General features: G+C 37.9%; 26 protein-coding genes and 1 pseudogene. 5 read left to right on the forward strand and 22 right to left on the reverse strand.

Annotated features, from left to right (window positions below; all coding sequences use genetic code 11):
• Window positions 1-302 precede the first annotated feature (302 nt).
• Window positions 303-1,259, forward strand: a complete 957-nt coding sequence (locus A2U94_RS11745; RefSeq protein WP_025911045.1) for a VanW family protein — start codon at window positions 303-305, stop codon at window positions 1,257-1,259.
• Between the two features lie 51 nt (window positions 1,260-1,310).
• On the opposite strand, the gene mbcS is transcribed toward A2U94_RS11745, so the two are convergent.
• From mbcS to A2U94_RS11835, 19 genes and pseudogenes are all read right to left on the reverse strand, one after another.
• Window positions 1,311-2,894 (reverse strand): acyl-CoA synthetase MbcS, encoded by a 1,584-nt coding sequence (gene mbcS, locus A2U94_RS11750; protein WP_081801901.1) that lies wholly within the window; start codon window positions 2,892-2,894, stop codon window positions 1,311-1,313.
• A gap of 156 nt (window positions 2,895-3,050) precedes the next feature.
• Complete coding sequence (locus A2U94_RS11755; protein ID WP_025911041.1) at window positions 3,051-3,749, reverse strand: hypothetical protein; 699 nt, start codon at window positions 3,747-3,749, stop codon at window positions 3,051-3,053.
• Between the two features lie 998 nt (window positions 3,750-4,747).
• Window positions 4,748-5,239, reverse strand: a complete 492-nt coding sequence (locus A2U94_RS11760) for a P-loop nucleotide/nucleoside kinase family protein (protein ID WP_025911039.1) — start codon at window positions 5,237-5,239, stop codon at window positions 4,748-4,750.
• Between the two features lie 106 nt (window positions 5,240-5,345).
• Window positions 5,346-6,407 (reverse strand): DmpA family aminopeptidase, encoded by a 1,062-nt coding sequence (locus A2U94_RS11765; RefSeq protein ID WP_025911037.1) that lies wholly within the window; start codon window positions 6,405-6,407, stop codon window positions 5,346-5,348.
• A 34-nt stretch (window positions 6,408-6,441) separates the two neighbouring features.
• Window positions 6,442-6,720 (reverse strand): annotated as a pseudogene (locus A2U94_RS11770) (GNAT family N-acetyltransferase); the annotation flags it as partial.
• 18 nt (window positions 6,721-6,738) lie between these two features.
• On the reverse strand, window positions 6,739-9,342 hold the full coding sequence (locus A2U94_RS11775) for a polynucleotide kinase-phosphatase (RefSeq protein ID WP_025911034.1): 2,604 nt from the start codon (window positions 9,340-9,342) through the stop codon (window positions 6,739-6,741).
• Window positions 9,339-10,706, reverse strand: a complete 1,368-nt coding sequence (locus A2U94_RS11780; RefSeq protein ID WP_025911033.1) for a 3' terminal RNA ribose 2'-O-methyltransferase Hen1 — start codon at window positions 10,704-10,706, stop codon at window positions 9,339-9,341. Before A2U94_RS11780 ends, A2U94_RS11775 begins: the two co-directional genes overlap by 4 nt.
• A gap of 180 nt (window positions 10,707-10,886) precedes the next feature.
• Window positions 10,887-11,504 carry an RraA family protein gene (locus A2U94_RS11785; protein WP_025911031.1) on the reverse strand — a complete coding sequence of 206 codons (618 nt, stop codon included), beginning with the start codon at window positions 11,502-11,504 and terminating at the stop codon, window positions 10,887-10,889.
• A gap of 24 nt (window positions 11,505-11,528) precedes the next feature.
• Complete coding sequence (locus A2U94_RS11790; RefSeq protein ID WP_025911028.1) at window positions 11,529-12,716, reverse strand: cytochrome P450 family protein; 1,188 nt, start codon at window positions 12,714-12,716, stop codon at window positions 11,529-11,531.
• 249 nt (window positions 12,717-12,965) lie between these two features.
• Window positions 12,966-14,063 (reverse strand): alpha/beta hydrolase, encoded by a 1,098-nt coding sequence (locus A2U94_RS11795; protein WP_025911027.1) that lies wholly within the window; start codon window positions 14,061-14,063, stop codon window positions 12,966-12,968.
• Between the two features lie 86 nt (window positions 14,064-14,149).
• Window positions 14,150-14,518, reverse strand: coding sequence for a hypothetical protein (locus A2U94_RS11800; protein ID WP_025911025.1), 369 nt, complete (start codon window positions 14,516-14,518; stop codon window positions 14,150-14,152).
• 90 nt (window positions 14,519-14,608) lie between these two features.
• Window positions 14,609-15,064, reverse strand: coding sequence for a VOC family protein (locus A2U94_RS11805; RefSeq protein WP_035321179.1), 456 nt, complete (start codon window positions 15,062-15,064; stop codon window positions 14,609-14,611).
• A gap of 107 nt (window positions 15,065-15,171) precedes the next feature.
• Window positions 15,172-15,450: a DUF3784 domain-containing protein gene (locus A2U94_RS11810; RefSeq protein WP_025911024.1), complete on the reverse strand. Its 279-nt coding sequence runs from the start codon at window positions 15,448-15,450 to the stop codon at window positions 15,172-15,174.
• Between the two features lie 70 nt (window positions 15,451-15,520).
• Entirely contained in the window at window positions 15,521-15,688 is a 168-nt protein-coding gene (locus tag A2U94_RS20670; protein ID WP_081801899.1) for an SDR family NAD(P)-dependent oxidoreductase, read from the reverse strand.
• Window positions 15,689-15,976: 288 nt separating this feature from the next.
• Window positions 15,977-16,723 carry an alpha/beta hydrolase gene (locus A2U94_RS11815; protein ID WP_035321197.1) on the reverse strand — a complete coding sequence of 249 codons (747 nt, stop codon included), beginning with the start codon at window positions 16,721-16,723 and terminating at the stop codon, window positions 15,977-15,979.
• A gap of 91 nt (window positions 16,724-16,814) precedes the next feature.
• Window positions 16,815-18,692 carry a molecular chaperone HtpG gene (gene htpG, locus A2U94_RS11820; protein WP_025911019.1) on the reverse strand — a complete coding sequence of 626 codons (1,878 nt, stop codon included), beginning with the start codon at window positions 18,690-18,692 and terminating at the stop codon, window positions 16,815-16,817.
• Window positions 18,693-18,904: 212 nt separating this feature from the next.
• On the reverse strand, window positions 18,905-19,552 hold the full coding sequence (gene sigH, locus A2U94_RS11825) for an RNA polymerase sporulation sigma factor SigH (RefSeq protein WP_025911017.1): 648 nt from the start codon (window positions 19,550-19,552) through the stop codon (window positions 18,905-18,907).
• A 338-nt stretch (window positions 19,553-19,890) separates the two neighbouring features.
• Window positions 19,891-20,169: a hypothetical protein gene (locus tag A2U94_RS11830; RefSeq protein WP_138116989.1), complete on the reverse strand. Its 279-nt coding sequence runs from the start codon at window positions 20,167-20,169 to the stop codon at window positions 19,891-19,893.
• A gap of 79 nt (window positions 20,170-20,248) precedes the next feature.
• The gene (locus A2U94_RS11835; RefSeq protein WP_025911013.1) at window positions 20,249-21,523 is read right to left on the reverse strand and encodes an AAA family ATPase; all 1,275 of its coding nucleotides are present in this window, start codon (window positions 21,521-21,523) and stop codon (window positions 20,249-20,251) included.
• 138 nt (window positions 21,524-21,661) lie between these two features.
• On the opposite strand from A2U94_RS11835, the gene A2U94_RS11840 reads away from it, so the two are divergent.
• On the forward strand, window positions 21,662-21,985 hold the full coding sequence (locus tag A2U94_RS11840) for a winged-helix domain-containing protein (RefSeq protein WP_025911011.1): 324 nt from the start codon (window positions 21,662-21,664) through the stop codon (window positions 21,983-21,985).
• On the opposite strand, the gene fbpA is transcribed toward A2U94_RS11840, so the two are convergent.
• Window positions 21,971-22,153 carry a Fur-regulated basic protein FbpA gene (fbpA, locus tag A2U94_RS21160; protein ID WP_025911010.1) on the reverse strand — a complete coding sequence of 61 codons (183 nt, stop codon included), beginning with the start codon at window positions 22,151-22,153 and terminating at the stop codon, window positions 21,971-21,973. The two genes, A2U94_RS11840 and fbpA, sit on opposite strands and share 15 nt — an antisense overlap.
• A 162-nt stretch (window positions 22,154-22,315) precedes the next feature.
• On the opposite strand from fbpA, the gene A2U94_RS11850 reads away from it, so the two are divergent.
• A complete protein-coding gene (locus tag A2U94_RS11850) occupies window positions 22,316-22,504 on the forward strand; it encodes a hypothetical protein (protein ID WP_025911008.1) in 189 nt (62 codons plus the stop codon).
• A 64-nt stretch (window positions 22,505-22,568) separates the two neighbouring features.
• Here A2U94_RS11850 and A2U94_RS11855 read toward each other — a convergent pair whose 3' ends face one another.
• A complete protein-coding gene (locus A2U94_RS11855; RefSeq protein ID WP_025911006.1) occupies window positions 22,569-23,171 on the reverse strand; it encodes a LysE/ArgO family amino acid transporter in 603 nt (200 codons plus the stop codon).
• 100 nt (window positions 23,172-23,271) lie between these two features.
• On the opposite strand from A2U94_RS11855, the gene A2U94_RS11860 reads away from it, so the two are divergent.
• Window positions 23,272-24,696 (forward strand): aminotransferase-like domain-containing protein, encoded by a 1,425-nt coding sequence (locus A2U94_RS11860; protein ID WP_025911004.1) that lies wholly within the window; start codon window positions 23,272-23,274, stop codon window positions 24,694-24,696.
• A 203-nt stretch (window positions 24,697-24,899) separates the two neighbouring features.
• Entirely contained in the window at window positions 24,900-25,079 is a 180-nt protein-coding gene (locus A2U94_RS11865; protein WP_025911003.1) for a DUF4083 family protein, read from the forward strand.
• 55 nt (window positions 25,080-25,134) lie between these two features.
• On the opposite strand, the gene A2U94_RS11870 is transcribed toward A2U94_RS11865, so the two are convergent.
• On the reverse strand, window positions 25,135-26,472 hold the full coding sequence (locus tag A2U94_RS11870; protein ID WP_025911002.1) for an MATE family efflux transporter: 1,338 nt from the start codon (window positions 26,470-26,472) through the stop codon (window positions 25,135-25,137).
• Window positions 26,473-26,603: the final 131 nt, after the last annotated feature.

Genomic DNA, 26,603 nt, shown 5'->3' on the forward strand with positions numbered 1-26,603 from the left:
AATAAACAATTATGCCTAAAATAATTGAACCAATCCAACTAATTAATCCTATTTTCGTAACTAATTTTTCCCAATCACCAATCCAAAAGTACAGAATGATTAAATGAACAATAACTAAAGGTACTGAAATTATTGCTAATAGTTTTTTTAACATATTTATCCCTCCAAGCATTATTATACTATTATTCTTGGAAAATTTTCCAACACCTTTGCCTTCCAATAGCAACAATCTTTTAGAAAAGAGCCTTTTTAAAAGAAAGACATATTGAGGTAAAGCCGAAATATGGGGGGATCACAATTACATGAAAAAGGTTATAGCAGCACTTTTAGCAAGTGCCACGTTGGTCAGCGGTTATATTGCATTTGATATGTATATGGACCATTCTGCACAACAAGCGGCAGCTACAGCGGCAGAAAAAGAACAAAAAGCTGTAGAGAAAAAAGAAAAAAAAGAGCCGGTTATTAAAGTAGAAGACTTAACGTACCAATTAAAAGATTCTCGTACTGGTGCATTAATGCGAGAATTTAAACCCGTTAATTTTGCTGATAAGGAAGTATATAATAAAGAGATAAAAGCACTTGCCTCCGAGTTAGCAAAAGGAATCGATACACCAATGCAAAGCATGAAGCTAGATGGAAATGGAGCATTAATTGGAGGCTCGAACCGGATTGTTTTAAAAGAAGACGAACTTGTAGCGAGTCTGCAAAATTTAAACACAAATCAATTAGAAATTACGGTTCCAATTTATGAAACACCACCAAACGTTTCTGTGCAAGCAGCAACAGGAGTAAGTGAAGTACCAATTGCTTCTTTCACTACGAAATTTCGCCCTAACGACACGGGGAGAAATCGAAATATCCAGCTCTCTGCTGAAGCTATTAACAACACTATTTTAGGACCTGGTGATTATTTCTCTTATAACAGTGTTGTAGGGCCTCGTACGGTAGAACGCGGTTATCAGCAAGCTCCTGAAATCATCAACAAAGAACTAGTCATGGGGATTGGTGGAGGAATCTGTCAAACATCTTCCACGTTATTTAACGCAGTAGATAAAGCTGGAGTACAAATCGTTGCGCGTTCTCATCATTCAAAAGACGTAGGATATGTTCCTAAAGGAAGAGATGCTACTGTTTCATGGAATGGACCTGATTTTAAATTTATGAACAATAAATCATATCCAATTATTATTAAGACGTATACAAACGTTGCAGGGGGAACGCTAACAGTTGAAGTTCGGACTGCACAGCGCTACCTGTAAACAAAATTAAACAAAACGCCGAAGCGGCTATTCGCTTCGGCGTTTTGTTGCTTATTGAGTAACTTGCTGTTCACGAGCACGGAGCTCAACGCGACGAATTTTACCTGAATTTGTTTTTGGTAAGTCAGATACAAATTCAATTAGTCGAGGATACTTATACGGTGCTGTTAATTGCTTAACATGATTTTGTAAGTCTTTAACTAACGATTCATCAGCAGTTAACGCAGGGTCAGTTAATACAACAAAGGCTTTAACTACGTTACCACGATCCGGATCTGGACTTGCAACTACGGCGCATTCCTTGACAGCAGAGTGCTTAATCAAAGCATCTTCAACTTCAAAAGGTCCAATTGTATAGCCAGAGCTAATAATAATATCATCGCTGCGGCCTTGGAACCAATAGTAATTATCAGCATCTTTAGAAGCTCGGTCACCCGTTAGATAATAATTGCCACAAAACGCTTTTTTCGTACGCTCTTCGTCTTTGTAGTAATGTTTAAAAAGCGAAGGGAGGTCTTTACGAACCGCAATATCTCCAATTTCACCAGGGGCACATGGGTTGCCGTCTTCATCAACAATCTCAATAAATTCTTCAAGCATCGGTTTACCCATTGAACCAACCTTAACGTCTACATTTTTTAATGTTCCAATCAAAAGCGTGTTTTCTGTTTGGCCATATCCATCACGGACTTGAATACCAAAGTGTTGTTTAAACACGCTCATTACTTCTTCATTTAGCGGTTCACCAGCTGATACTGCGCTATGAATATGAGATAAGTCAAAGGAATCTAAGTTTGCTGATTTTGCCATGAAGCGGTATTCTGTCGGCGTGCAGCATAACACATTCACTTGCTCATCTTGTAAAATCGCTAAGTACTTCTCTGGTTCGAATCGGCCGTTATATACAATTCCTGTTGCTCCTTGACCTAAAACTGATAAAAATGGACTCCAAACCCATTTCTGCCAGCCTGGACCTGCTGTTGCCCAAACTATATCACCTTTTTTAATATCTAGCCATTCACGCGCTGCTAAACGTAGATGAGCGTATGCCCATCCGTGTGTATGAACGACGCCTTTTGGATTGCCAGTTGTACCTGACGTGTAAGGCAAAAAGGCCGTATCGTCTCTATGAGTATCAGCGGCTTCAAACTGATCACTCGCTGCATCCATAAGAGGCTCTAAGGATGTCCAAGAGTTCACAGCATCTCCCAAAACAATTTTATGCTTTAGAGAAGAAGGTAAGTCTGTTACTTGGTCTACTTCTTGACAAAATGGAGAATATGAAATAATCGCTTTTGCTTGGGCATGGTGTAAACGATATTGGATATCTTTTGCTCGAAGCATTTCTGAAGAAGGAATAATGACAATACCTGCTTTTAAACATGCTAAGTACATGACATATGAATCAATTAAGCGGGGCATGATGACTAAGACGTGATCGCCTTTTGTTAAACCTAGTTCTGTTAATGAATTTGCGGCTTTATTTGCTCGTTTTAATAGATTATTATATGTAATTTCTTCTCGATGACCATCAGCATCTTGCCATTTGATCGCAAGGTGATCAGATGCGTGTTTTTCAAATTCCTCCGTTAAATTATAGCGTTCTTTTGGAATTAGTTCTTCTAAACGAATCATTGCCACGACTCCTTTTCTATAAAAAAATGTCTATAATGACAGTGCATCATTATAATCTCTATTATAATACTAACTATTAGTAGTTACTACTAATTTGTTTATAGTAACCAAAAAAACATAAAAATTCCCACCCTCAGCTGTGAGAAATGGGAATTTTTATTTGGAGAATAGACTCCACTTCGTATGTATGGGAATTAATTCTTCTTCAGATTCATCCCCTTCATAAAGACCGCGTTCTTTTAAATATTCAACAAAATATAAATCCGCTTCTTTCCGTTCGTCATAAGGCTTAATCGAAAGTACAAATCCTAACTTATGCTGCTCATCATTTTCAATTCCTGAGATATAGGCTCTTATATGGTGCTGTAAAAAGAGCTCCTTCGCAGGGATAATTAGTTCTTTTACAAATTTAGCTAGAAGCTGAAGCTCAAATTCAAAAGTAAACTTTGAAATCTTTTCTAAATCTGCAAAGACAACGCCTATAAAGCTCGTGTTATGTATTTCATAATCCTTTGTTTTTTCATCCCAATCAATATGACCAACTTCTTTTAAGTAATTAATAAAGTAGCCAATACCTTCACGACGCCCAAACGGTTGCTTAGATAACACAAGACCAATCTTTTTATATTTAGGTAAATAAACACAAGATAGAGCGGCTTCAACATTATGCTGTTGAAATAGCTGCGTCACACCTTGTAATAGTGCATCCAATACGTGGTGAGTGATCTTCATCTGTTTACGTGAAAAGTGATATTCATTTGCAAGCAGCTCATTTGTATCTGCGAATGTTGCTCCGATAAAACCAGTATTAGAAAGGGTAGGGGGAAGCGGCTTTTTTCTTTTTCTATTGCTCATCTAACAAACACTCCTTGCAATTGATAAATCGAACATACGTTCTTATTAAATCATACGAGAAAAAGAACGAAAAGTAAAGGGGGGATAAAAATAAAAAGTAGCTATGTCTTACGAAGAAAGCGGGGGAGAGTAAACATAAAAAAACACAAACCAGTTGATTTGTGTTTTGAACATTTATTTTCTATATGGATTTAGCGTACATCTGTTAAAGAAACTAAATCTTCGTCGTCTATATCAATATCTACGTGACAATCCATTGTATGAATTGTTTTATCTTCATGGTTACCATAATAAATTGTAATATTCACAAGTATCGCTCCTTTAAAATCGGATGATTAAGCACCCAACATATGCCGATCTCTATTTGTTATACATTATACCTCAATGTATACAAAACTACAACTGTAAATGTGATAACAGCAAGGTTAGAGATTGAAAACAAAGAAAAAACAGAGGGTTAATTTGTATAAAAATAAATAGAAATGGATATAGTTACAATAAATACGGGTGTTATACAAAATAAAATGAATATTAATCCAATATAGGGATAAAAAATCTTTAAACTCAAAATTTACGTTTACAGGAAACATTATGTAAACTATTTAAGAAACTAATCATATAAAGTCTATGAAGTAACGTTTAGAACAAAATTCAATCACAGTAGATTTATTTTTCTAAACGGAGATTCTGCTATATGTTTATGTAGTTGGCATCTGCAACACCAAATGAAACTGAAGCAATCGAACGTTTGATCAGGAGTTATTTAAGTTAATCATGTATCAAGCTCTATAATATAATTTCAATACAATACATTAGTAAATTCCTTTTTCATCTCACTATCTAAAGTTTACTTATCAAATGAGACAAAAAATCTATTATTTATATAACTTCCTATAATGTATATTATGTAAACTAGAAAAATAAAAAAATATAAACATCTTCCCCCTTCATTACATGAATAACCGCCACCTGTGGTTTCAGGTGGCGGTTTGGTTGAGCTATTCGTTAAACTCTAAAATGTTTAGACCCTCAGATACATCTGGCTCTTCAAAGAACTTAGTAACGTGAATAAACGTCTCTATAGTATCGAAAGTTGCTCTTTCAGGTTGTTCGTTACGTCTTTGTGCGATTTGACGTAAACATTGCTCGTTATTTAAGTTGAGGAAAATTAGCTGATGATTTGCGTTGACTTCTGACGCGATACTTAAAAGCCATTTTCGCTGTTTTTGAGTGTTTCCTGGAAAATCCATCACTACATCTGTACCAACACTTAGTATATTTTGGACATGCTTTTTCACTAACGGTTTGAGCTGTGCTGAGAATTTTAGATAGTCATCAAATGATGCGATTTCATTCGGATATAAAGCTGAAAGCCATTCATCCTCGGATAACAGCACCGCATGTTTTTCCGCAGCCAATTGCTTCGATTTAGTTGATTTTCCTGCTCCCATCTTTCCGCAGAAAAAGTATAGATCTCCCAGTTTTTTCATAGTTTATCCCCCAAACCTACTTTAGTAGTTCTTCCTTTGTTTTCATATCAAACTGAGCCAATACAAAGTTTCCTTTCTATAAACAACTGTACACACGTATTGGTTTTCAGTCTAACTGAATTCCGTAAATCTCCAATAGGTTTTTTAATGCCGGTCGTTCATTGCCGCTTCTGCCAACAACATGAGTTGCTGTAATAAGTGAGTTTAAGACCGCTTCCTCAGTGGCTTCACCAGCGGCTCGAAATGCTAAATCGATATCTTCTTCATGAATAGCTGAAATTGAAAGGCAGGAAGACGTTTTATCATGAGGAATTTTATTTGCTGTTGAAAATCCAATGACGACTTCCCCGCTTCCTGTTGTAATAATAGATCCTGTACGTGATAAGCCCGTTACCGTTCGTTTTAAAATGCGATTGAGCTGTCTTTCCGTCACGGGTAAATCAGTAGCAAGAATAACGATTACAGAGCCTTTGTCTGGTATTTCTTCTAAAGAATGCATCGAGTTATAAAGCTGTGAGCCAACTGGCTGTCCGTTTATCGTTAAATCAGGTAATGAACCAAAATTAGTTAAGGTAAGGACACCGATTGTATATAGGCCATGAGTTAATTGGATTTGTCTAGATGACGTTCCGATTCCTCCTTTTAACGAATAGCAAACCATGCCTCTGCCTGCACCGACAGAGCCTTCTTCGACTGTTTCTGAAGTGGTCTCTAAAGCTTTGAGTACGTGCTTTTTCGTCACTGTCTTTGAACGAATATCGTTTAAAATCATATCATTGCATTCACAGACAACAGGATTTATCGTTCCGGTTGTTCGTCCGATTTCTTCGTTCTGTTCTAACATATAATCAATGACCGCATCAGCTGCTGTCCCGATGCTTAGCGTGTTCGTTAAAACGATTGGAGATTCTAACGTTCCTAACTCATTTATTTGAATAGTTCCGATTGTTTTTCCGAATCCATTTATGACGTGACTTGATGCAATGAGCTTTTCGCGGAAAATGTTCCCTTGGTGAGGTAAGATTGCTGTTACTCCTGTTTGCTGTTCACCTTCGCTAATAGTCACATGCCCGACCGTAACGCCTTTAACGTCCGTAATTGCGTTATATGCGCCGGTTTCTAATTTTCCAATCGTTACCCCGTAATCACGTAGCCTTTTTTGTTTCAAGCTCTCTCCCACCTCTGCTTCCTATTTGTTTTCATCAATCAGCTGGATTAATTATGGCTAACACCTGATGGTCCTTCCATTCTCCCCTGATTTTAAGGTTTTTCGTTGCAAGGCCTTCTTGAAGAAATCCTGCTTTTTCCAATACCCGTATCGATCCAACGTTATGAGGCTGAACTTCGGCTTGAATGCGATATAAATTTAATTTAGTAAACGCATAGGTAACAAATAGCTTTGCTGCTTGAGTCATATAGCCTTTGCCGTTGTAGTCTTCATCTAAAAAATAGCCGATAATGGCGCTTTGTGATGCTCCTCGCACGATTTTTCTTTTTTCTTACAGTCTAGGGTCCACAGGCTCCATTTCAAGAGCAAGCGTTCCAAGAGCACATTCATGAATTCGCTCGATCGAATCTTTGTTTACAAAGCGCGTAATACCTTCGATACCTAAAGCAAACTCCAGTAGCGCATGCTTTTGCTTTTTACTGGTATTCCGCTGTTTTAAACGATTGAGATTTTCAGGCATTAAATAATCCATTCCGTAGATAATATGGAGGTATTTACGTCCTCTCACCTTGATAGCAGGCTGTAAAAGCTTACCTTTCTCATTTCTTGCGATAAACGTTTCCGGCTTCACCACAAAGCCTTCGTGTCCTTCTTCCGTAATGGATTCCCACCATTCAATCGCTTTGTTCATTGATTTCTCGTCATGTACGACCATAAAGTCTGTTGAAATAAATAAATCCGATAATGAGCTAAACTCAGCGTTTCTTTCCATGTGCCACAGATGCGTTTTGTCAAAGAACGTTTCGCCGCTGTGAGCTAAGACGTGAAACGGGGCAATTTGAATGCCTTCTACTCCGTCAATGTTCCAGCAGTATTTTTGGAAAACTTCGTTGAAAATCTCAGCATTTTTAAGCTTTAGATTGACTTCAGATAGCCACGTTTCAATGCTTTGATTATGCTTTAAGGCTTTTTTTAGCTTTTCACTTAATTTTCTGCGGTCTAATAGTGCAACTTCCGCTACGTGCGCGTATTGAGAGCTAATTAACTCTTTTGCTTTTAAGTTCCACGGCAAAATTTCAGCGTCAAGCAGAACAAAGTCTGTGTTGTATTTAGAGAAATAATTAGAACGCATTAGGTCTTCATTTAAAGTCGATAAAATCTGTTCCTCTACGTCTTTTGCAAAAAAGGAGCGTCCTGTACGCGTATAAATGGTTCCTAGCGTTTCTCTGCCAACGTAATGAACAGCAGTTTCCTTATCTTTGAATAATAGCAGTACGCCGCGACTTCCCATGTGCTTTTTCTCGACGACCATTGTTTGAACGCCATTTGACTGATAGTAATCAAACGCTTCTTTTGGGTGCTCAAGATATCCTTCCAGTACTGGAGGCTTTGGTGTGGGGCTCATGGTTGGTGGAATATAAATAAGCTCTTCAATTGGAATCGTGAAGTGAGAAACAGAATCAATTGCTGACTTGGCCGTTCCTTCAAGAACTTTAATATCTCCATACGTGTCAGTTAGTACCGAATAGCCGTTAAGAAAGCGTGCAATATTCGGTGGATCCAACCTTTTTTTCTGCCACTGTGTGAGTGGGTTGTCCTCCGTTCCAGAGTAGTTTTCTTTTGCTTTTACAGAAACAAACTGTTTTTCTGGATACTGAAAAGCCGTCAGCGAGCCGCCAAATACGGCCCCTTGATCAATGTTAACAGTATTGTTCACAACAAGCGGCTGAACTTTACAGTCATGTCCCCAAATGATGAGCTCTTTTGTGTGGTGATTTGTATACCAGTCTTTACGTATAGGCTTTCCGTTCTCATAAAATCCTTCAGAATCCCCGTATCGACAAAAGTCTGAGATGTGATAGGATTGCTTTCCGATATATTCATCCTTTATACCCGCATGCGTTACTACAGCTACGCGAACATCATTTTTTGTCAGAATATAATGAGACGGCGCTTCTAGCAAAAAGTCTTTTAGCTCACGTTTTAAGGCTTCCGCTTTTTCAGTTCCGTGTTCTTCCTCATAGCGAGTAAACTCATCCGCAACCTTTTCATCTCCGTGCGTCAACGTGACATTTCTCCCGCCTAACCATCTTGCAATTTTCCAACCGTGGTTGCTGTCAATCATATACGCAAGATTAGCTTCTACATGCCGCTTGAAAAACAGCATGCTATCAAGAGAACGAGGCCCTCGACTCATCACGTCTCCAACGGATAGAAATTTACGTCCGTTTGGATGCGTGTAAAAGCCTTCTTCATTTGGCTCATAGCCAAGACGCTCAAGAAGCTGAATTAGCTCTTCATAGCACGCGTGAATATCACCGATTACGTCTATTCCTGTTCCAACGTCAAGTTCAAGCTTATTTTTGGTGCGAACGACTTCTAATTCACTGATATCTTCTTTTGTTAATACGTACTGTTGACGAAAGCCTTCTCGTTTAATAGAACGCTTGCTTTTAGCAAATACCTGCGCTTGCTGTTTGACTCGCTTTTTACCACGTGGGAATTCTCTGTTTTCATCACGTTCAAGCAACGTTTCAGTTGGTACATCAAGCAAAAGTGCAATGCACGGTATGTGGTTCTTTTTCGCTAAGTCGATATATCTCTTACGGTCGTCTTCATATAGATGCGTTGCGTCGACAATCGTTAATTTCCCCATTTTGGACCTAGTTTCAATGATGTATTCCATTGTTTCAAACGCTTTTTGGGAAATTGTTTGATATTCTTGCAACAACACGTCTGCCTCATCTTTTGGACGGCTTGTCCATTCAATAAAATCTGTATATCCTACTAATAAGCGAAACTGATCAGAGCTCACCGTTTCAGAAGGTTTGACATAGCCTTTTTTTATCCAGGACTCTAGCAACGTTGTTTTGCCGCTATTTGAGGGCCCCATTAAAAGTACAATTCCTGCAGGAGGTAAAAATAATTTCTTCAATTGTCTCCCTCTTTTCGTTCAAACGTACACATTTGTGTCGGTGATCCGTACTCGTCATTTTCTTCTCCAATGCCTTCAATGGTTATGGAATAAGGAAAATCCTGCGTCCAAGCTTCACACCAGCTTGCAAACTCTCGTCTATTCCATTCAAAGCGGTGATCCGCGTGTCTCATTGTTTCATTCATTTGATAAACGGCATTGTATTCTTGATTTGGCGTTGTCACAATCAGTGATTTTGGTTGATAGAACGTAAAGATTGTGTTCATAATGCCAGGCAGTCGTTCTTCATTGATATGCTCAATGACTTCACACAAAATGATGACGTCTGCACCTTGAAGCTGTGCATCATAGTAAAACAACGATCCCCAAACAGAACGAGGCTGAATGAAGTTTGGTTTGGCAGCAGCTTTTTCAAATCGCTCCAATGCTTTTAGCTGTGCAGATTGTGAAGGCTCTACTGCTAAAATTTCACCTATTCCTGGAATGAATCCTAAACGAGTAGCTAGCTTTCCTTCACCTGAACCGAAGTCCACAACGGTTCCTTTAGCAGGAAGAGACTGTACTTTTTTAAGAATTGCCTGATAGCGTAGCTCGTTTAGCGGTGTTTTAGCTTGATCTGTATCATCGTTCTTCTGCTTTTTTTCAGTATTTGTTGCTACGTTCGCTTGTTTAACAAGGTCTTTAAAACGAAGCGACTGCTCGTAGATATAACTTTTCAAGGGGTGAGCATCTAGCCAGCCTTCGCCGTAGCGCTCTATTTTTTCAATTTCTCGCTCATCCAAAAAGTAGTGCTTAAAGTTATCCAAGACTGGAATTAAAATGAACAAATGCTGAAGGGCTTGTTGGACTGTAACTATTCCTTTTAATGTTACGTAACGAGCCGTGCTTCGTGTTTTTAAATCAAACGTATAATCAATGTCTCTTCGCTCTATTTCAACAGCATAGCCCATCGGTTCAAAAAGCTCTTGGATTCGTTGATCTGGTAAATGTGAGGCAATAGGACCGAAGCTAACTTCAAGATCAAAAGCATGATGTACCCACTCGCTATATTCTTCTTTCGGCTTTCCGTTTAAAGCTGTCCCAAGTGCTTTGCGTATGTAGGAACAAAACAAGCTGCTGACCGCAAATTCACGATCGTTGATATAGTGGGTAATATCAAAATGATTGGATCCACTTTTTACAAGTTCAATAGGATCCACATCAACGTAAATAATAAACTCCGCTTCATAGGCTTCAAAAGTTGTAAAAGCTAACCTGACATTCTGTCCTTTTTCCATTCGTTCATAAGGATTGGAAGGGTTTTTTGCAATTAACCGCGATACGTTTTCTGCACCTTCTCCTTTTACTTTCATACTGAGCTGCATACGTTCACCTTCTTTTTAGATAGTACTTTACTCTTCACTCTATAAAGCACCAGAATATAAACAGAAACCAGAACCTAGTTTCTTTAACTAATTATACCTTTTACGCTATTTATTAGGAACTATTAATGAGATAGAAAAAGCTACCAATCTTCATGATTAGTAGCTTTAGAGAATAAAGGTTTAAGATTTTGAAAGAAAATCATTTAAATAGTTTATAACTTCATCTCGATTTCCAGATACTTTTTGATCACGCAACTCATCAAACTTCACTTTTTCAGTCGCTTTTGTTAGGATGGTTTGCTCATGCTCTTTTGGAATGACCACAACGCCGTCAGCGTCACCAACAATGATATCGCCTGGATGAACAGTGGTTCCGCCACATGAAATAGGGACGTTTAGCTCACCTTGCCCTGATTTCCCGCTTGCTGCTACGGCTGTTCCTTTGCAGAAAACAGGAAAGTTTAGCTTCTTTACGCCGACGACATCACGAATGACCCCGTCCACGACGATTCCATTAATACCCAATGTTTGCGCTAATCCAACGATGAAGTCTCCAGCGATTGCTCGATACGTATCTCCTTTTGCATCTACTACTAATACATCACCTGGCTTCGCTTCTTTAATGGCTTTTAAAAATACTAAGTTGTCACCTACAGGCATTTTAACGGTAAAGGCTCTTCCGACAACTTTGTATTCTTCTTTTAATGGCTTGATGGATGAATTAAGATTGTTTAACCCTGTCATTGCGTCTGATATACACGTAGTTGGAATTGTTTTAAATGAATTAATAATACTCATTTTGACCGCTCCTTTTAGTTAACGTTAGGCTAAACGAATTGGAAGCTCCTTTAGACCTCGAATAATAAAGCTTTGTCGCCATTCTAAATCAGACAAATTAGCAACAAGGCCTACGTTTGGGAATTCTTCAAGCAGCACGCGAATCGCAATTTCACCTTCTAATCGGGCTAGTGGCGCACCTAAGCAATAATGAATGCCTTTCCCAAACGCTAAATGAGGGTTTTTCTCTCGTGTAATGTCAAGTTTCTCTGGATGTGAAAATACTTCTGGGTCTCGTCCTGTTGAGGCCAATGACACGATAACGTGATCCCCTTTTTGAACTTGCTGTCCCATAAAGGTAAAGGATTCGCGCGCCCAGCGGTCCGTGCTGAATTCGACTGGACCATTGTATCGTAAAAATTCGTCAATGGCTTTTGAAATTAAGGAAGGGTCGTTTTTTAATAAGGCAAGCTGGTCTGGATGGGTAAGAAGTGCAAGCAATCCGTTTGAAATGAGATTGACAGTCGTTTCATGACCAGCAACGATAAGCAGCATGACAACACCATACAGCTCAGTCGCAGTAAGCTTATCTCCGTCTTCTTCTGCCTGAATTAAATGAGATAGTAGATCATTTTGTGGTGATTGTCGTCTATTGTGAATGAGTTTTTCTAAGTACATCATAAACTCCATCAATACTTCGTCATACTGAGAAGCTTCGTTAATATCGACCAATACGTTTGACCAGCGCTGGAAATCAAGCTGATCTTCTTGTGGAACACCGAGGAGTTCACAAATAACAATAATCGGAATCGGAAATGCATATGTTTCAATAAAATCAACCGTTTCATGTTCTTTCATTCTTTTAGCTTGCTCACGCGCAATTTCTTCAATGCGTCCGCTTAAGCTCATAATTTTTTTAGGAGTAAAGCCACTTTGGACAAGGCTGCGGAGACGACGATGATTGGGTGGGTCTGCAAAAAGCATCGTTTGAGAAATCGGCGGTACGTTTTCATCCGTCATTTCGCCAGGAAATACGGTGCGCATATCTTTGATGAAGCGCTCGTCTTTTAGCACAGCTTCGGCAGCTTCATATGTAAAAGCCATCCAAGAATCAGGAGCTTCTGTATAAAGCTTTACCTTTGCAAACGGTTCATGCAGACGAATTTGTTCATAGTATTCGTAAGGGTTTTGGTGGAACTTCTGTGAAAATAAATCAAGTGACTTAATATTCATATGGTATCCTCTCCTGTTATCTACTTTTTGAACGAAAAAGCCAGGTCTCATATAAAAACAGGAATCGCTTTCATCAATCTGGATGGCCTATCTGTTGATTCCTTCTTTCATTGTATGCGCATTGATTTGGAACATCAAGGAAAGTGATGTTTCATATATAAAGTTTACATAATAAAATTAAAGTGAACTATATACTCACCAAATAAAAAAAGACGAGCCATGAATGTACTCGCCTTTCAACATACAAAGCTAGCAATTGATTCTAAATGCACTTTTAAGTTCCTTTGCAATTTCATTCATACAATCTTCTGCTTGCGGATAATCTCCAATCTTATCTATAAAAGCGTGGTCCATTCCTTTATACTGAATCATTTTTGTTTTAACCCCAGATCGTGCAAGCTTTCTAGCATACGCTTCGGCTTGTAAGCGGAGATAGTCATATTCAGCATTAATAATAAGAGTTTCTGGAAGACCATTTAAATCATCGGCTAATAAAGGAGATACGCGTATATCAGTAACATCCGCTCCCTGTAGATACAGCTTATTGAGCATTGAGCTAGAGCCAGCTAATGCTAGAATAACTCCTTTAATTAGCTCATGATGATGAAAAACTTCATATTCATTTATGTCCCATCTATGATCTTCTGTATCAATTCGCCCAGGATTCACAACAGGATAAATAAGCGCTTGATACTTTATTCGATTTGTTCCTTGCTGGGAATCAAGTAAACTGCAAACTGCAGCTAAGTTGCCACCGGCGCTATCACCACAAACTGCTAGTTGCTCTTTATTTATTCCGAGTTTTTCAGCATTTTCATACACCCATTTCACCGCAGTTAGACAATCCTCTAAGCCAGCGGGAAATGGATGTTCAGGAGCTAAACGGTAATCGACAGAAACAACCGCTGCGTGCGCTTTTTCAGCTAGTGCTTTACAAGGGTTTTCAACCGTTTTTAAGCTTCCTCCAATAAACCCTCCTCCGTGAAAAAACACGACTGCTGGTAAGAGCTCATTTGATATAGGACGATAGATGCGTACAGGAATATCATGCTCTTTGCTCGGAATGCTGAGTAACTCTGTTGTAATTTCTGTAGTTGTAACGTCTCTATTAAGCCAGCCCATGCTAGCGCGAATGGCTGCAATTGAAACATTCGCAGGTTCTGTTTGTTCTTCCTCTGAATGATTTGTATAACTGCTGATTACTTTTAAAACACGTGGATCTAAATCTCCAGCTATATGTAAATCTGGTATATGTTTAATTACGCTACGTATGCCCTCGACTTCTTTTGTTTCCGCTGATGTTTCCAAGATACCGAGAAGCTTGTCATACTCTTTTGGTTGAAGCATCACTAACCACCACATCCGTTTTTATGTCTTACTAGTATTCTAGCAAGATACAATTTTTTGTAATCGCTTTCTTTTTGTTTTTTTAGTTATAGCCAGTCTTTGCCGTACTTACGAATGAATGCAATATCTTCTTGATAATGATTAAAGTGACCGTAATCAATCATTTGTTGAAAAACAGCATCACCTTCTTTCTTATACACAATAACTGAATCAATAGAAACTTCATGAGTAGTAACATCCAGGCTGCACATAATAGGCATTGTTTGGTTAGCGTTTATGTATAGTGTGCCTAATACGATAGATCCCTTTAAATCTGATGTAAAGTTATCCGTGGCAGCAGGCGTAACCCATGTCTCATCTTGGTGTTCGTTCTCTTCTTCATCTAGGGCCCACTGCCAGATTTTATAGTCCTTTAAATCGTCAATTGTTAATTCATCAATCGGTTTACTATTCATTTTTTATCACCCCACTTTATAGTTTAAAGTAATTATAAAGATTAAGCTCTTCTCATTTTATAGAAAGGAGCTGTTTTATGTAAAAAAGCTTTAAGAATAAATGGTTTCCCACTCGCTTAAATACATTCGTCCAACGATATTAGTGGGGTTTGGAATTTTGCAGATAAACTCTAGGCTATTTCCATCGGGGTCATAAAAATGAATCTTTGCATGGGCTATGCCATCATGGGCCATTACAAACGGTTCATGAGGCATAAAGCCAAATGCTTCTCTGGGAGCTATCTGCCTTTCTTTTAACCATGATACTGATGACCTCAAACTTTCCAACGTTACGTGAAAAGCAACGTGGCGGATAGAAGGATGGTAGTCTAATTCTACTTGTTGCGTTTCCCATAAACCAAGCCAACTTTCTCCTTTCTTTAACCAAAAAAAAGCTAGATGATGATCATGAATATGAGAAAGTTCTAATCCTAACTTCTTATAAAATGCAATCGAACGTTTTAAGTCTTTTACAGGTAAATGCGCTTCATATAAACCTTTAATCAATTCATACACCTCTTTCTATAAGTATCATCATAGCGAAAACCTTAATCAATGACATCAGATGATAGATGGAGGTGTTCTACAACTTTAGATGTAGAATGCTTTTGAAGCTACTCAACCATTTTTGTATTAACATAGCCGAGTAATACCAAGTATCCAATAATTAAAATGGGAAAAAGTATTTGAACATCTGGGTGAGAAATAAAAGCGCCTCCCAACATCATCATGCCCATAATGAAGTTATAAGCCCCTACGAGCCTTGCAAGTTTATCTTTATCTCGTACACGCTGCTGGTTATAGCCTGATAGCAGCCAAGTTTGTTTTTTGACACCAATGAAATAAGCTAAAACAAATAAAATAGCAGCGATAATAATAAAATGTTGATTCATTGCAATCTCCCCCCTATAAGTTATCTTCTTTTAGCGATAGCAGGAACAATATAAAAAGCAAAGTAAAACGTCATGTAGAAAGTTTATTAGTCGAATATGAAGCTTTTAGTTCATTTAATGAATCTTCGCTGATATCACAAGCAACAACATGAGCTCTTTCACTTAAACATGATGTGACAATTTCTTTTCCTATCCCAGCTCCTGCCCCCGTTACAATTACATGTACTTTTGACAACATTAAACCGACACTCCTTTTTAATAAAATACCATTCTCAAATTCTACCAGATTATGTTCATTCTTCAACAACCGTAATAGGAAAAATATAGTTTTTAAATCTGAAACTTTCGAAAAGTAATTTCCTAGTACAAGTAGAGGTGAATTAAGTATGGATACTTTTTGGGGGATTTTGATCGTTCTAGCATTACTTGCGCTGTCTCTTGGAATAGCAGCTTGGGGAGTTCTTAGGATTATGAAATTAACAAAAAATAAGTAAAGAGCTCCACACCTAAGTGTAGAGCTCTTTACTTATTGATAGTCTTTAAAGAATTTCAACGATTCATCGATGATGATTTGCTGATCGTTATCTAATGTCGCCACGTGGTAGCTATTTTCAAGCGTTATAGCTTTCTTCTCAGCTGAGCTGATGTTTTCAGTTATATATGTGCTATTTAGCGGTGGAACAACGTGATCTTCTGTGGATACAAAAATCAGGGTCGGGCAAGTAATTTTGGGTAAATCATTTTTAACAATTCCAAGCAGCTTATATAGTTCTTTAAGTGACGCGACAGGCGTTTTGTCATAGCCGATTTCATCTGCGTTTTCTTTTTTTACATCAGATCCAGCTGAATCAAGAAAACGAGTATGAGGATCTGCTTCGAATGCCTGTGGATTTAAAGCAGGAATGTCAATAGCTGCGTTTATTGATACAATTCCTTTAATTTCGGGATGATTTTCTGCCATATAAAGCGTCAGTGTGCCTCCCATTGATAAACCGACCACAAAGATGGTATGGCAGCGCTCTTTTAACCATGCATAGCCTTCTTCTACCGATTGAATCCACTCTTGATAAGTTGACGTTTCCATATCTTCGTAGTGCGTGCCGTGTCCTTTTAAACGGGGACCACAAACCGTATAGCCAGCTTTATGGTAAGCTTCCCCCAAAGGCTTCACACTGTGTGTAGTACCTGTAAAACCGTGCGATACTAAAATACCAATTTCGTTTCCTTCAAAGTAAAACGGCTCTGCGCCTTCTATTATTGGATATTTTGTCATAAAAATCCCTCCCGCTTTTAGTTTACCAAAAACCATTTGTAAACCGTTACATTTTTGCATTGAAAAAGGAAGCATTTCTGCTTCCTTTACGTTATACCATCACTTTACACACGTTGTTTGTAAATTCAATCGGATCTTCAAGCGGTAAACCTTCAATAAGAAGAGCTTGGTTGTAGAGAAGATTTGTGTAAAGCTCTGCTTTTTCTTTATCCTGCTCAAACGCTATTTTTAACGCTTGGAACACGTTATGACTTGGGTTGATTTCTAAAATCTTGTCAGCTTGTACTTGCTGATTATTTGGCATTGCTTTTAAGATTTTTTCCATCTCAATTGTTACGTCACCTTCAGTTGATAAGCAAACAGGATGAGTTTTTAGACGTTTAGATAATCGAACGTCTTTCACTTTTGTTGCTAACATTTCTTTCATATACGTAAGAAGGTCTTTGCTGTCAGCTTCTTCTTCTTTTGCGCTTTCTTTTTCATCTGCTTCAATTCCTAAGTCACCGCTTGAAACAGATTTAAATTCTTTATCTTCATAAGACATCAGCATCTTAATCGCAAATTCATCCACTTCATCGGTAAAGTAAAGAATCTCATAGCCTTTATCAAGAACCATCTCTGTTTGTGGCATTTTTGAGATGCGGTCATACGATTCACCAGATGCGTAGTAAATATACTTTTGGTCTTCAGGCATACGTTCAATATATTCTTTAAGCGTTACAAGCGTTTGCTCTTTTGATGAATAGAACAATAGTAAATCTTTTAGCGTATCTTTATTTGCACCAAAGTCGCTGTACACGCCGTATTTTAGCTGGCGACCAAATGTACCAAAGAACGTTTCATACTTTTCACGATCATCTTTTAAAAGGGATTTCAACTGACTCGTAATCTTATTTTTAATGTTTTTCGCAATCAGTTTTAGCTGACGATCATGCTGCAGCATTTCACGTGAAATGTTGAGCGATAAGTCTTCTGAATCAACAAGACCCTTCACAAAGCTGTAGTAGTCTGGAAGAAGGTCCGCGCATTTGTTCATGATTAATACGCCGCTTGAATAAAGTTCTAGGCCTTTTTCATATTCAGGAGAATAGTAATCAAACGGCATTGTTTCTGGAATATATAAGATAGCGTTGTAGCGCACCATTCCATCCACGCTAATGTGAATGTGCTTCAGCGGTTTGTCAAAACCATAGCGCTTTTCTTGATAAAATGCGTCGTAATCCTCATCCGTTAGCTCACTTTTATTTTTACGCCAAATTGGCACCATGCTGTTAATGACTTGTTCTTCCGTTACCTGTTCAAACTCAGAATCGCTGCCTTCTTTTGGTTTGCTCTCAGTAACGTCCATTTTAATTGGGTAGCGAATAAAGTCTGAATACTTTTTAACAATAGCTTTTAAGCGATACTCTTCTAAATACTCATCATACTGATCTTCTTCCGTATTTTCTTTAATCTTTAAGACGATTTCTGTACCAACTTCGGCTTTTTTACAAGGCTCAATCGTATAGCCGTCTGCTCCTTTTGAATTCCAGCGGTAAGCAGTATCGCTTCCAAGTGCTTTTGACGTCACGGTTACTTCATCAGCAACCATAAATGCTGAGTAAAAACCAACGCCAAATTGACCGATAATATCGTGTCCATCTTTTGCTTCATTTTCAGCTTTAAACGCCAAAGAGCCGCTTTTCGCAATTGTGCCAAGGTTGTTTTCCAACTCTTCCTGCGTCATGCCAATACCTGTATCTGTAATGGTAAGCGTACGTTTTTCTTTATCTGCCGTTACTTTAATAAAGTAGCGATCTTTTTCAAATGATAGTGATTCATCTGTTAACGCTTTGTAATAGATTTTATCAATCGCATCACTTGCGTTTGAAATGAGCTCGCGTAAGAAAATTTCTTTTTGAGAATAAATCGAATGAATCATCATGTCGAGCAGTCGTTTTGATTCAGCTTTAAATTCTTTCTTTGTCATAAAAAATCTCCTTCCCGTTGTATGAATATGTAGTGATTAGCACTCTTTTGTCCGGAGTGCTAATCACTATTTAATTATCATATTTTTGATAAATATGTCAATAGATTTTATTGAAAAGAACACCGTAGTTTAAATAAGGATTCTATTATGTAATCTGATATTTCCAATAACATCAAAAACAGCATTTAGGCGTCTAAATGCTGTTTTTGATGTTAAATTGCTTGCTTAATTTGTAAGTTGCGCTCGAGCTTTTTCTTCACGCGCTGCAGGGCATTATCAATTGACTTTACATGCGTCTGTAGCTCGTTAGAAATCTCTAAATAAGATTTCCCCTCTAAGTGAAGGTTTAGTACATTTCGTTCTAATTCGCTTAATAATTCAGAAATTTTCAGCTGCATATCAAGTGATTTTTCACGGTTAATCAGCATCATTTCAGGGTTTGTACGATTTTCTTCTGATAGTAAATCTAAAAGTGTATAGTTTGATTCATCATCCGAAAGCGGCTTGTCCAACGACACGGATGAGTTAAGCGGTCCGTGTTTTTGACGAGTCGCTGTTTTAATAGCTGTTAAGATCTGCCTTGTGATGCAGAGCTCTGCAAAACTTCGGAATGAACTCGTTTTATCTTCTTTAAAATCACGAATGGCTTTATATAAGCCAATCATGCCTTCTTGAATAAGGTCTTCTCGCTCAGCACCAATGAGAAAATAAGGACGTGCTTTTGCTCGTACAAAATTACGATAGCGATTAATCAAGTGATTGAGCGACTCATCATCGCCTGTGTGTGCTAATTCGACTAGTGTCATGTCTTCTAGTATTTCGTAGTTTCTCATCATCTTTAACTCAATGTGAATACTCATTTATATCCCCCCGTTGACCTCTATTGAATGTTGATGTAGATTGCTATTTTCTGCTTTTCTTTCAAGGGTCCATAATGGCAAAGTGACATAAAACGTAGTGTCCGTTTATTAGAATGAATACTGTTTAGTTTGAAAAACCAATGCACATATCAATTAACGGTGACGTCAAACTTATTCCCTTGAATGCCTCTCCCTGGATATTAGTATACAGACTCTTTTTTGAAAACGTTGTCGAAATGTGAAAGTGTTTACAAAAAATTCTAATATATTTATCTGAAAATTTAAACTTTTGTTAGCGAGCTCTGTCGAATCGCCTTATGTAGCTAAAAAACGACTGCTTATAAAGGATTGTTTTGAACCCATCGACAAAAGAGGTTACAGGCATCCCCAGCGTTTTTAACATTCCCTAAAAAAATGCCGAATGTTTCATGAATGTTTCCTTTTTTCTTCATTTCGTCTGACAGTAAATCAGTCCCTTGAAAAAACACATCCATTGTTCCATTTTTTCGTTCCAAAGCAATGCCTTCTAAATACGCTGTGTTCTCGTCTTGCCAGCTGTCTACGTGCAAGTGATTACCCGTGTAGTTTTCATGATTAAAGTAAAAAAGGTTCATCATACATTCTCCTAATCTTCGAAAAAACCAATTTTACACTAGATCGTAAAATTGGTTTTTTATGTTACAAAAAAGTATTAGTTTAAAATCCAATATTCGCTTCATCGTTATTTGACCAAGCATTACGCTGGCCTTTTTTATTATCTGCTTTTAATTCGTTACAAATATCGATGATGTTGACATTATCTTCATAATGTTTTTGAAGAGCAATGCTGTTATACAGCTCATTAAGCTGCGCATATGAAAATTCATTTGTAGCAGAAACAAGCTCTTTAATTTCTTCTGCCGTCAAAAGATCCCTGCTGTTTTTCTTCACAAGATACTGTTCGCGAAGTCTCGGTGTTGGAAGCTTAATTTCATAGGCGCGGTCAAATCGCCCGGAGCGGTTAATAAGCGCGGGATCAATACGTTCTGGATAATTGGTTGTGCCGATTAAGTAAATCCCCTCTTTAGATGTCGCGCCATCAAGAGTATTTAAAAAGACAGAGCGAATTCCTTGAGGCATAGAGTCAATATCTTCAATAACGAGCACCATCGGACTCATTTTTGCAACGGAAGAAAATACTTCTTGAATCGAATAACTGGACGTATACTCAGTAATTTGCCAATAGGCAACGGGAGCTTCAATACTCGTTGCAATCGATTTGACAAGCGTTGTTTTACCGTTTCCAGGCTTTCCATACAATAAGATTCCACGTTTATACGGAATTTGATACGTATGAAAAAACTCTCCGCCGTTTGTGAAAAATTCGTCAATAGAACGATAGATTTGATTTTTGAGCTTATCTTCTAAAAAAACTTCGTCCCGCTTAACAAGCGTTGTAATCTTCTCTTTATGATTTTCAACACCATCTTCTGTATCAATAAAAATGGTCACGTAATCTTTAATATAGTCCCGCTTACGTTTTAACACATAGTCTAAAAAGGATGATAGGCTTTCTTCACTCGATGCCAAAATGTAGTCATACTGAGTCAATTCGTTCCTTTGAAAAGCAGGCATACGCACAAGCGCTAGGTTATGCTTTTCATAATAATAAAGGTGATTGTAGAGCGATGGTTTTAAAATAAGCTCCATTTCTTTGTCTGTATGATTGGAAGAAATAATCCCCATTTCTAAGCAGTCAAAAACGGAAGCGAGTTCCGTAACACTTTCAGGGTGAAGCTCTAGATCTTCTTCAAGTACTTCCCAAATCTCATTAGACGTATCGCTATCAACATATAGTTGGAAATCGTGACCTGTCTTTGTTTTTAAATACTCTTTAATCTTCTGAACAGGAAAAGCGTAGCTGTAGTACTCAGGCGCTTCATCGATTGTCTTAGCTGAAAATTGAACTAAAGCTTGTTTCGTTTTTGTCATGTAGTGTCTCCTTCAGGTTTAATATGTCTAATTATACAACATTTTACATACTTTGACTTCTTTTATGTACATAACGTTAGAACATTTGAAAGAAATAACAGAACAACTATGCGACAGTAAAAACGAAGAAAAAGAGCATTGAAATGGACCATTCTTGAACTAAGTGATTATCAAAAAGACCAGAACCAATCAGATTCTAGTCTTGAAGAGCTTGGGATGGATGAGTTGATTTTATTGAAGGGCATTTATGCGTTAACTAGGCAAGGAGTTACGCCTAGTCGCAAGCGTTTGGTTGAGTTTGCTGAAGCATCCCACACGCCTCTTTCTGAGCAGCAGGTGCGCTATCGTTTAGAGATGTTAGAAGAAAAAGGATTAGTGATGAAGCAAAAAGGACGTGGTGGCACAAAATTAACTCGAAAAGGTTATGTAGCGGCTGAAAAACTTAAGTTATCGCTCTCCTAGCACGGAGTTAATGCGCTGCTTCTGGATTTCTGTGTACATCGTTTTTAATTCGAGCATAGAAAGCTCATATAAATGTCGTCCATCTTTTGCCTTATAGCATCCGTAATTAATGAGCTGGTGTAGTACTCGTTCACGCTGGGTTTCTAGGTGTTGTTCATAGGATTGCATGACCGCTTCCCCTTTCGTTGCTTGTTTTTTCTTTATTGTCATTATCTTATATTTGTAAGCACTCTCTATCTTTACCCGATGTTTGCGATTAAAAACATGAAATAAAAAAGATTGAATAGGTAGAATTCGTGAAAAAAAGATGAAATGCTCTGGAGTAATGTAATGAAAGAACATCTACGCTTAGCTTGGTTCGCTTCGTGGTTTGCTTTTATTGGGCAAGTCCTTGTCTTTTTATGTGTTGCGCTGTTTACAGGAGAATGGCGCTACCTCTTGTGGAGCTTTCTCATTAGCATGACGGCCGGCCGGGTTAACGGGAATAGTAGTAACAAAAAATGCTGCGGAGAAACATGAGGGTAAAAAAGAACGCTAAACAAGCATCCGACATACTCCTTCAGATGCTTGTTTTTGTTTTAGGTTAAAAGAGTCCTATTATTAAATAAACAGCAGTTCCCCATATAAACAAAGCAGATAATTTATTTAGCAGCTTCATAAAACCACCTGTATGGTCAATTTTCCCTATCACCCTTCCAGCAAACGTAAGGCTGATAAACCATAGCCACGATACGGCAATACAAGCTCCCGTAAACAAGGCTTGTTCTGCACCGCTATATTTTAGTGCGCTTGTTCCAATTACACCAATCGTATCTAAAATTGCGTGCGGGTTGAGTAAAGAAACCGATAAAGCGAATAAAGTTTGCTCACGAGTTGTTAATACGTGATAATTCCCATCTGCTTTTGGTACAGACGTCCAAATAGTGTAACCCATATATAGTAGAAATAAGCTACCTCCACTCATTAAAGCAACTCGAATCCACTCAAACTGAAATACAATAGCAGATAATCCAAAGATAGCTAATAAAATTAGCAACGTATCACATACTGCAGCTGTAATCGTTGCCGGTAACGCTCGGACAAATTGCGTTTGCGTAGCTCCTTGAGAGAAAATAAATACGTTTTGCACGCCTAAAGGTAAAATAAGACCTAATGCTAAAAGAACTCCATGAAAAATAGCTTCCATCCATCAACAACCTCCTTTCAATCACTATCCTACTATGATAGATTAAAAAGAAAACAACCAATTGGATGGTTTTTTACCCATCCAATTTAGAGGAGATTGCATGGACTGGAAGCCAAATACAGATTCACACTTAACTCTTCACGACCAAATTATCGATTGGATAAAGGAGAGAATTGAAAAAGGTGACTGGTGCGTAGGAACGAAAATTCCAACACAGCGCCAACTTGCAGCGCAGTTTAATGTAAACCGAAGCACGGTGCAGCTGGCTCTTGATGAACTTCGTGCAGAGGGTTTACTTCAATCTAAAAGAGGCTCTGGAGTATTTGTAAGCAATAGTTCTTGGAACGTTCTTGTAAACAAAACAAATCCGAATTGGCAGCAGTATATTGAAGGAAGCGTTCATGAACCAAACTACCATACCATTCAGCTTATTAACCAATATGAACAAGTTGATCATATTATTCGACTTGGAACAGGTGAATTATCGCCAGATTTACTTCCAACAAAGCAGCTTGAAGAGTCGTTAAAAGAAATTTCGCTCGAATCAAAAGCAATTGGCTATTCATCACCAAGGGGCAGTAAAGCTCTAAGAACAACCTTATGTACATACTTAAAGAAAAAAGGAATTTATACAACGCCTGAAAATATTTTAATTGTTTCTGGGGCCCTTCAAGCACTTCAGCTAATTGCGGTTGGGCTATTAGAAAAAGGATCACTTGTCTTTCAAGAACAATCATCGTATTTGAATTCAGTACATCCTTTTCAGTCTGCAGGCATGCGCGTTATGTCCGTTTTAAGAGGTAAGAACCTACCCGAACATCTACGTAGGCTTAAGAAAAATAAACAGTCATTGTTTTATTGTGTACCTACTTTGCATAATCCGACAGGCTATAGTTGGACTTTAGAGGAGAGAATAGCCTTTTATCAAACGTGCAAAGAACTCCAGATTCCTATCATTGAAGATGACGTCTATCACGAGCTGCTATTTACTTCAGGGATTGAACCTATCAAAGCGCTGGATACGTCCGGACAAGTTTTATACATTGGTAGCGTCTCAAAAACGCTTAGCCCTGGTTTACGAATTGGATGGGTTGTTGCTCCTCCCCCTGTAATTGAACGGCTAGCAGATATAAAAATGCAAACAGATTATGGATCTAGCGCCTTTTCTCAAGAGATTGTGGCGCACTGGCTATCAACAGGGTTATATGAGAATCACTTAGGACAGCTGCGAGAACAGCTAAAAATCCGAGCGGAATTTGTAGAAAAGATTCTCTATCAAAAATTTCAAAGCTTAGCAAACTGGGAAAAACCTGAAGGCGGATTTTTTATATGGCTTAAATTTAAGAAGCCAATCGTTAATAAAGCACTATTTCTTAATTTGCTAAAGCGAAATGTTCTAATTAATCCCGGCTATATTTATGAAACAAGGGATTTATATCATATTCGTCTGTCGTATGCGTACGCGTCATTAGAGGAACTAGAAAAGGGGTTAGATATTTTATTTGAAGTGTGTAGCGAATATTAAAAATGAAGCAAGAGATATTTTATCGAGATTGGGATAAAGGCAGAATGAAGCAGAGTACAAAGCTGTTACTTTTGTTCATTCTGCCTTTAACTTAGAATCTTAATTCTATTTATACTATCAATTTACTATTCCACCTACTTTTATATGTAATTTTATGTTAAAATAATGGTCATATTTTCATTTTTAACGGAGGGTTATTTTGTATGAGTACGTACAATATTGGTGATATTATATTTCAACTCGTGACTTTTGGACTTATTATCTTGTTTATTGCACTTCTAGTATTTTTGTTTCGTTCATTTTTAAAGAGCAGAAAACAGCTTAACCAAATAGAACAACAAGTGAAAGAGCTTACTGAGAAATTAAATAAAGACAAGCACTAATCATAAAACCCCTCTTATTTCCAAAGACAATAAGAGGGGTTTTATGATTAGTGCTTTATTTAGAAGCAAAAATTTGTTTTTGATCCCACTTTCCATATTTGTAATAAACAAATGCGATAATGCTGCTTATTACAAAACTTGTACCCATGCCAAGTCCGATGCCCGTTTCACCTAGCCACTTAGCGAATAAATAAGTGAGTGGATAACGCAGTACCCAAAAAGAAACAATATTTAACACAAGAATCGCAAACATCGCTCCTGATGCTCTTACAACTCCATTTAGAATGAAGTTAATACCAAGAAACGGATAAAAGAAAGCGACAACCTTTAAGTAATGTGTACCAAACGCCACGGCTCCTTCGTCTTCAATAAATAGACGAGTCGCCCACTCTGCTAAGAAAAAGATAACCACAGCTACAAGCATCATTATTGCAAAGTTATATATAACTCCATATAGGCCAATTTGATTCACTCGACTCCACTTTCCTGCACCAATGTTTTGCCCTGCCATACTACTCACAGAGGTTCCAAGCGCCATCGCTGGAAGCATAAGAATACTATCTAAGCGTTGAGCTGCGCCAAATCCTGCAACTGCATCGTTTCCAAAGGATGTAACGACGCTCATAATTGCCATAACACCAGCTGAAATAACCGTCATTTGTAAACCTGACGGAATACCAAGCTTGAAAATAAGCACTGTTTCTTCCCTCTTTGGCAGAGCAGGACGTGAAAACGGTACAAACTTCTTTTTAAGAATATAAATGATGCCGTAAATGAATGCAAAGCCCTGAGATAAAACAGTTGCATACGCAGCTCCTGCAATACCTAAATCAAACGTCCAGATAAAGATTGGATCAAGCACAGCATTTAAAATAACCGAGATAAACACAAACCGCAGCGGGGTTTTACTATCTCCTACTGCTCGTAGTACAGTACCGATAAAGTTGTACCCGAACAAAAATAAAATTCCGACAAAGTTAATTTGTAAGTATGTTGTAGCGTCGACAAGCATTGTTTCAGGAGTGCCCAGTAACTTCAAGATTGTCTCTGAGCTTAAAAAGCCAATGACGCCAAGTAAGATTGCTAAAGCCGATAATATCACAACAAACGCATTTAAATAACGAGATAGCCCTTCTTTATCATCGTTTCCTTTTTGCTGAGATAAAATCGTTAAGCTGGCATTATTAATTCCAATAATAAATGATAAGATCGTAAAAATAACGGTACCTGAAACCGCAATAGCTCCTAAAGCATCTGATCCTAACAAATTACCAACCCATAGACTATCTATGAACTGATAAGACACCTGAAGCAAGTTCGTTAGTAGAACTGGCGTTGAAAAGAAAATGAGCTGCTTTAAGATTGAGCCTTCAGTAAAATTGTATTGCTTCATATAACTAAAACTCCTTTAGTGACGTCAACCCACCTCTTATGTTCTCTCATGTGAAGTACCCTTTCTTTTTAACTATAAAACTTATTGAACTACGAACAACAAGAAAAGTCAAAGCGTATCAACACCTTGAC

This window comes from Bacillus sp. VT 712, assembly GCF_001614195.1.
Lineage (GTDB): Bacteria > Bacillota > Bacilli > Bacillales > Bacillaceae_H > Priestia > Priestia flexa.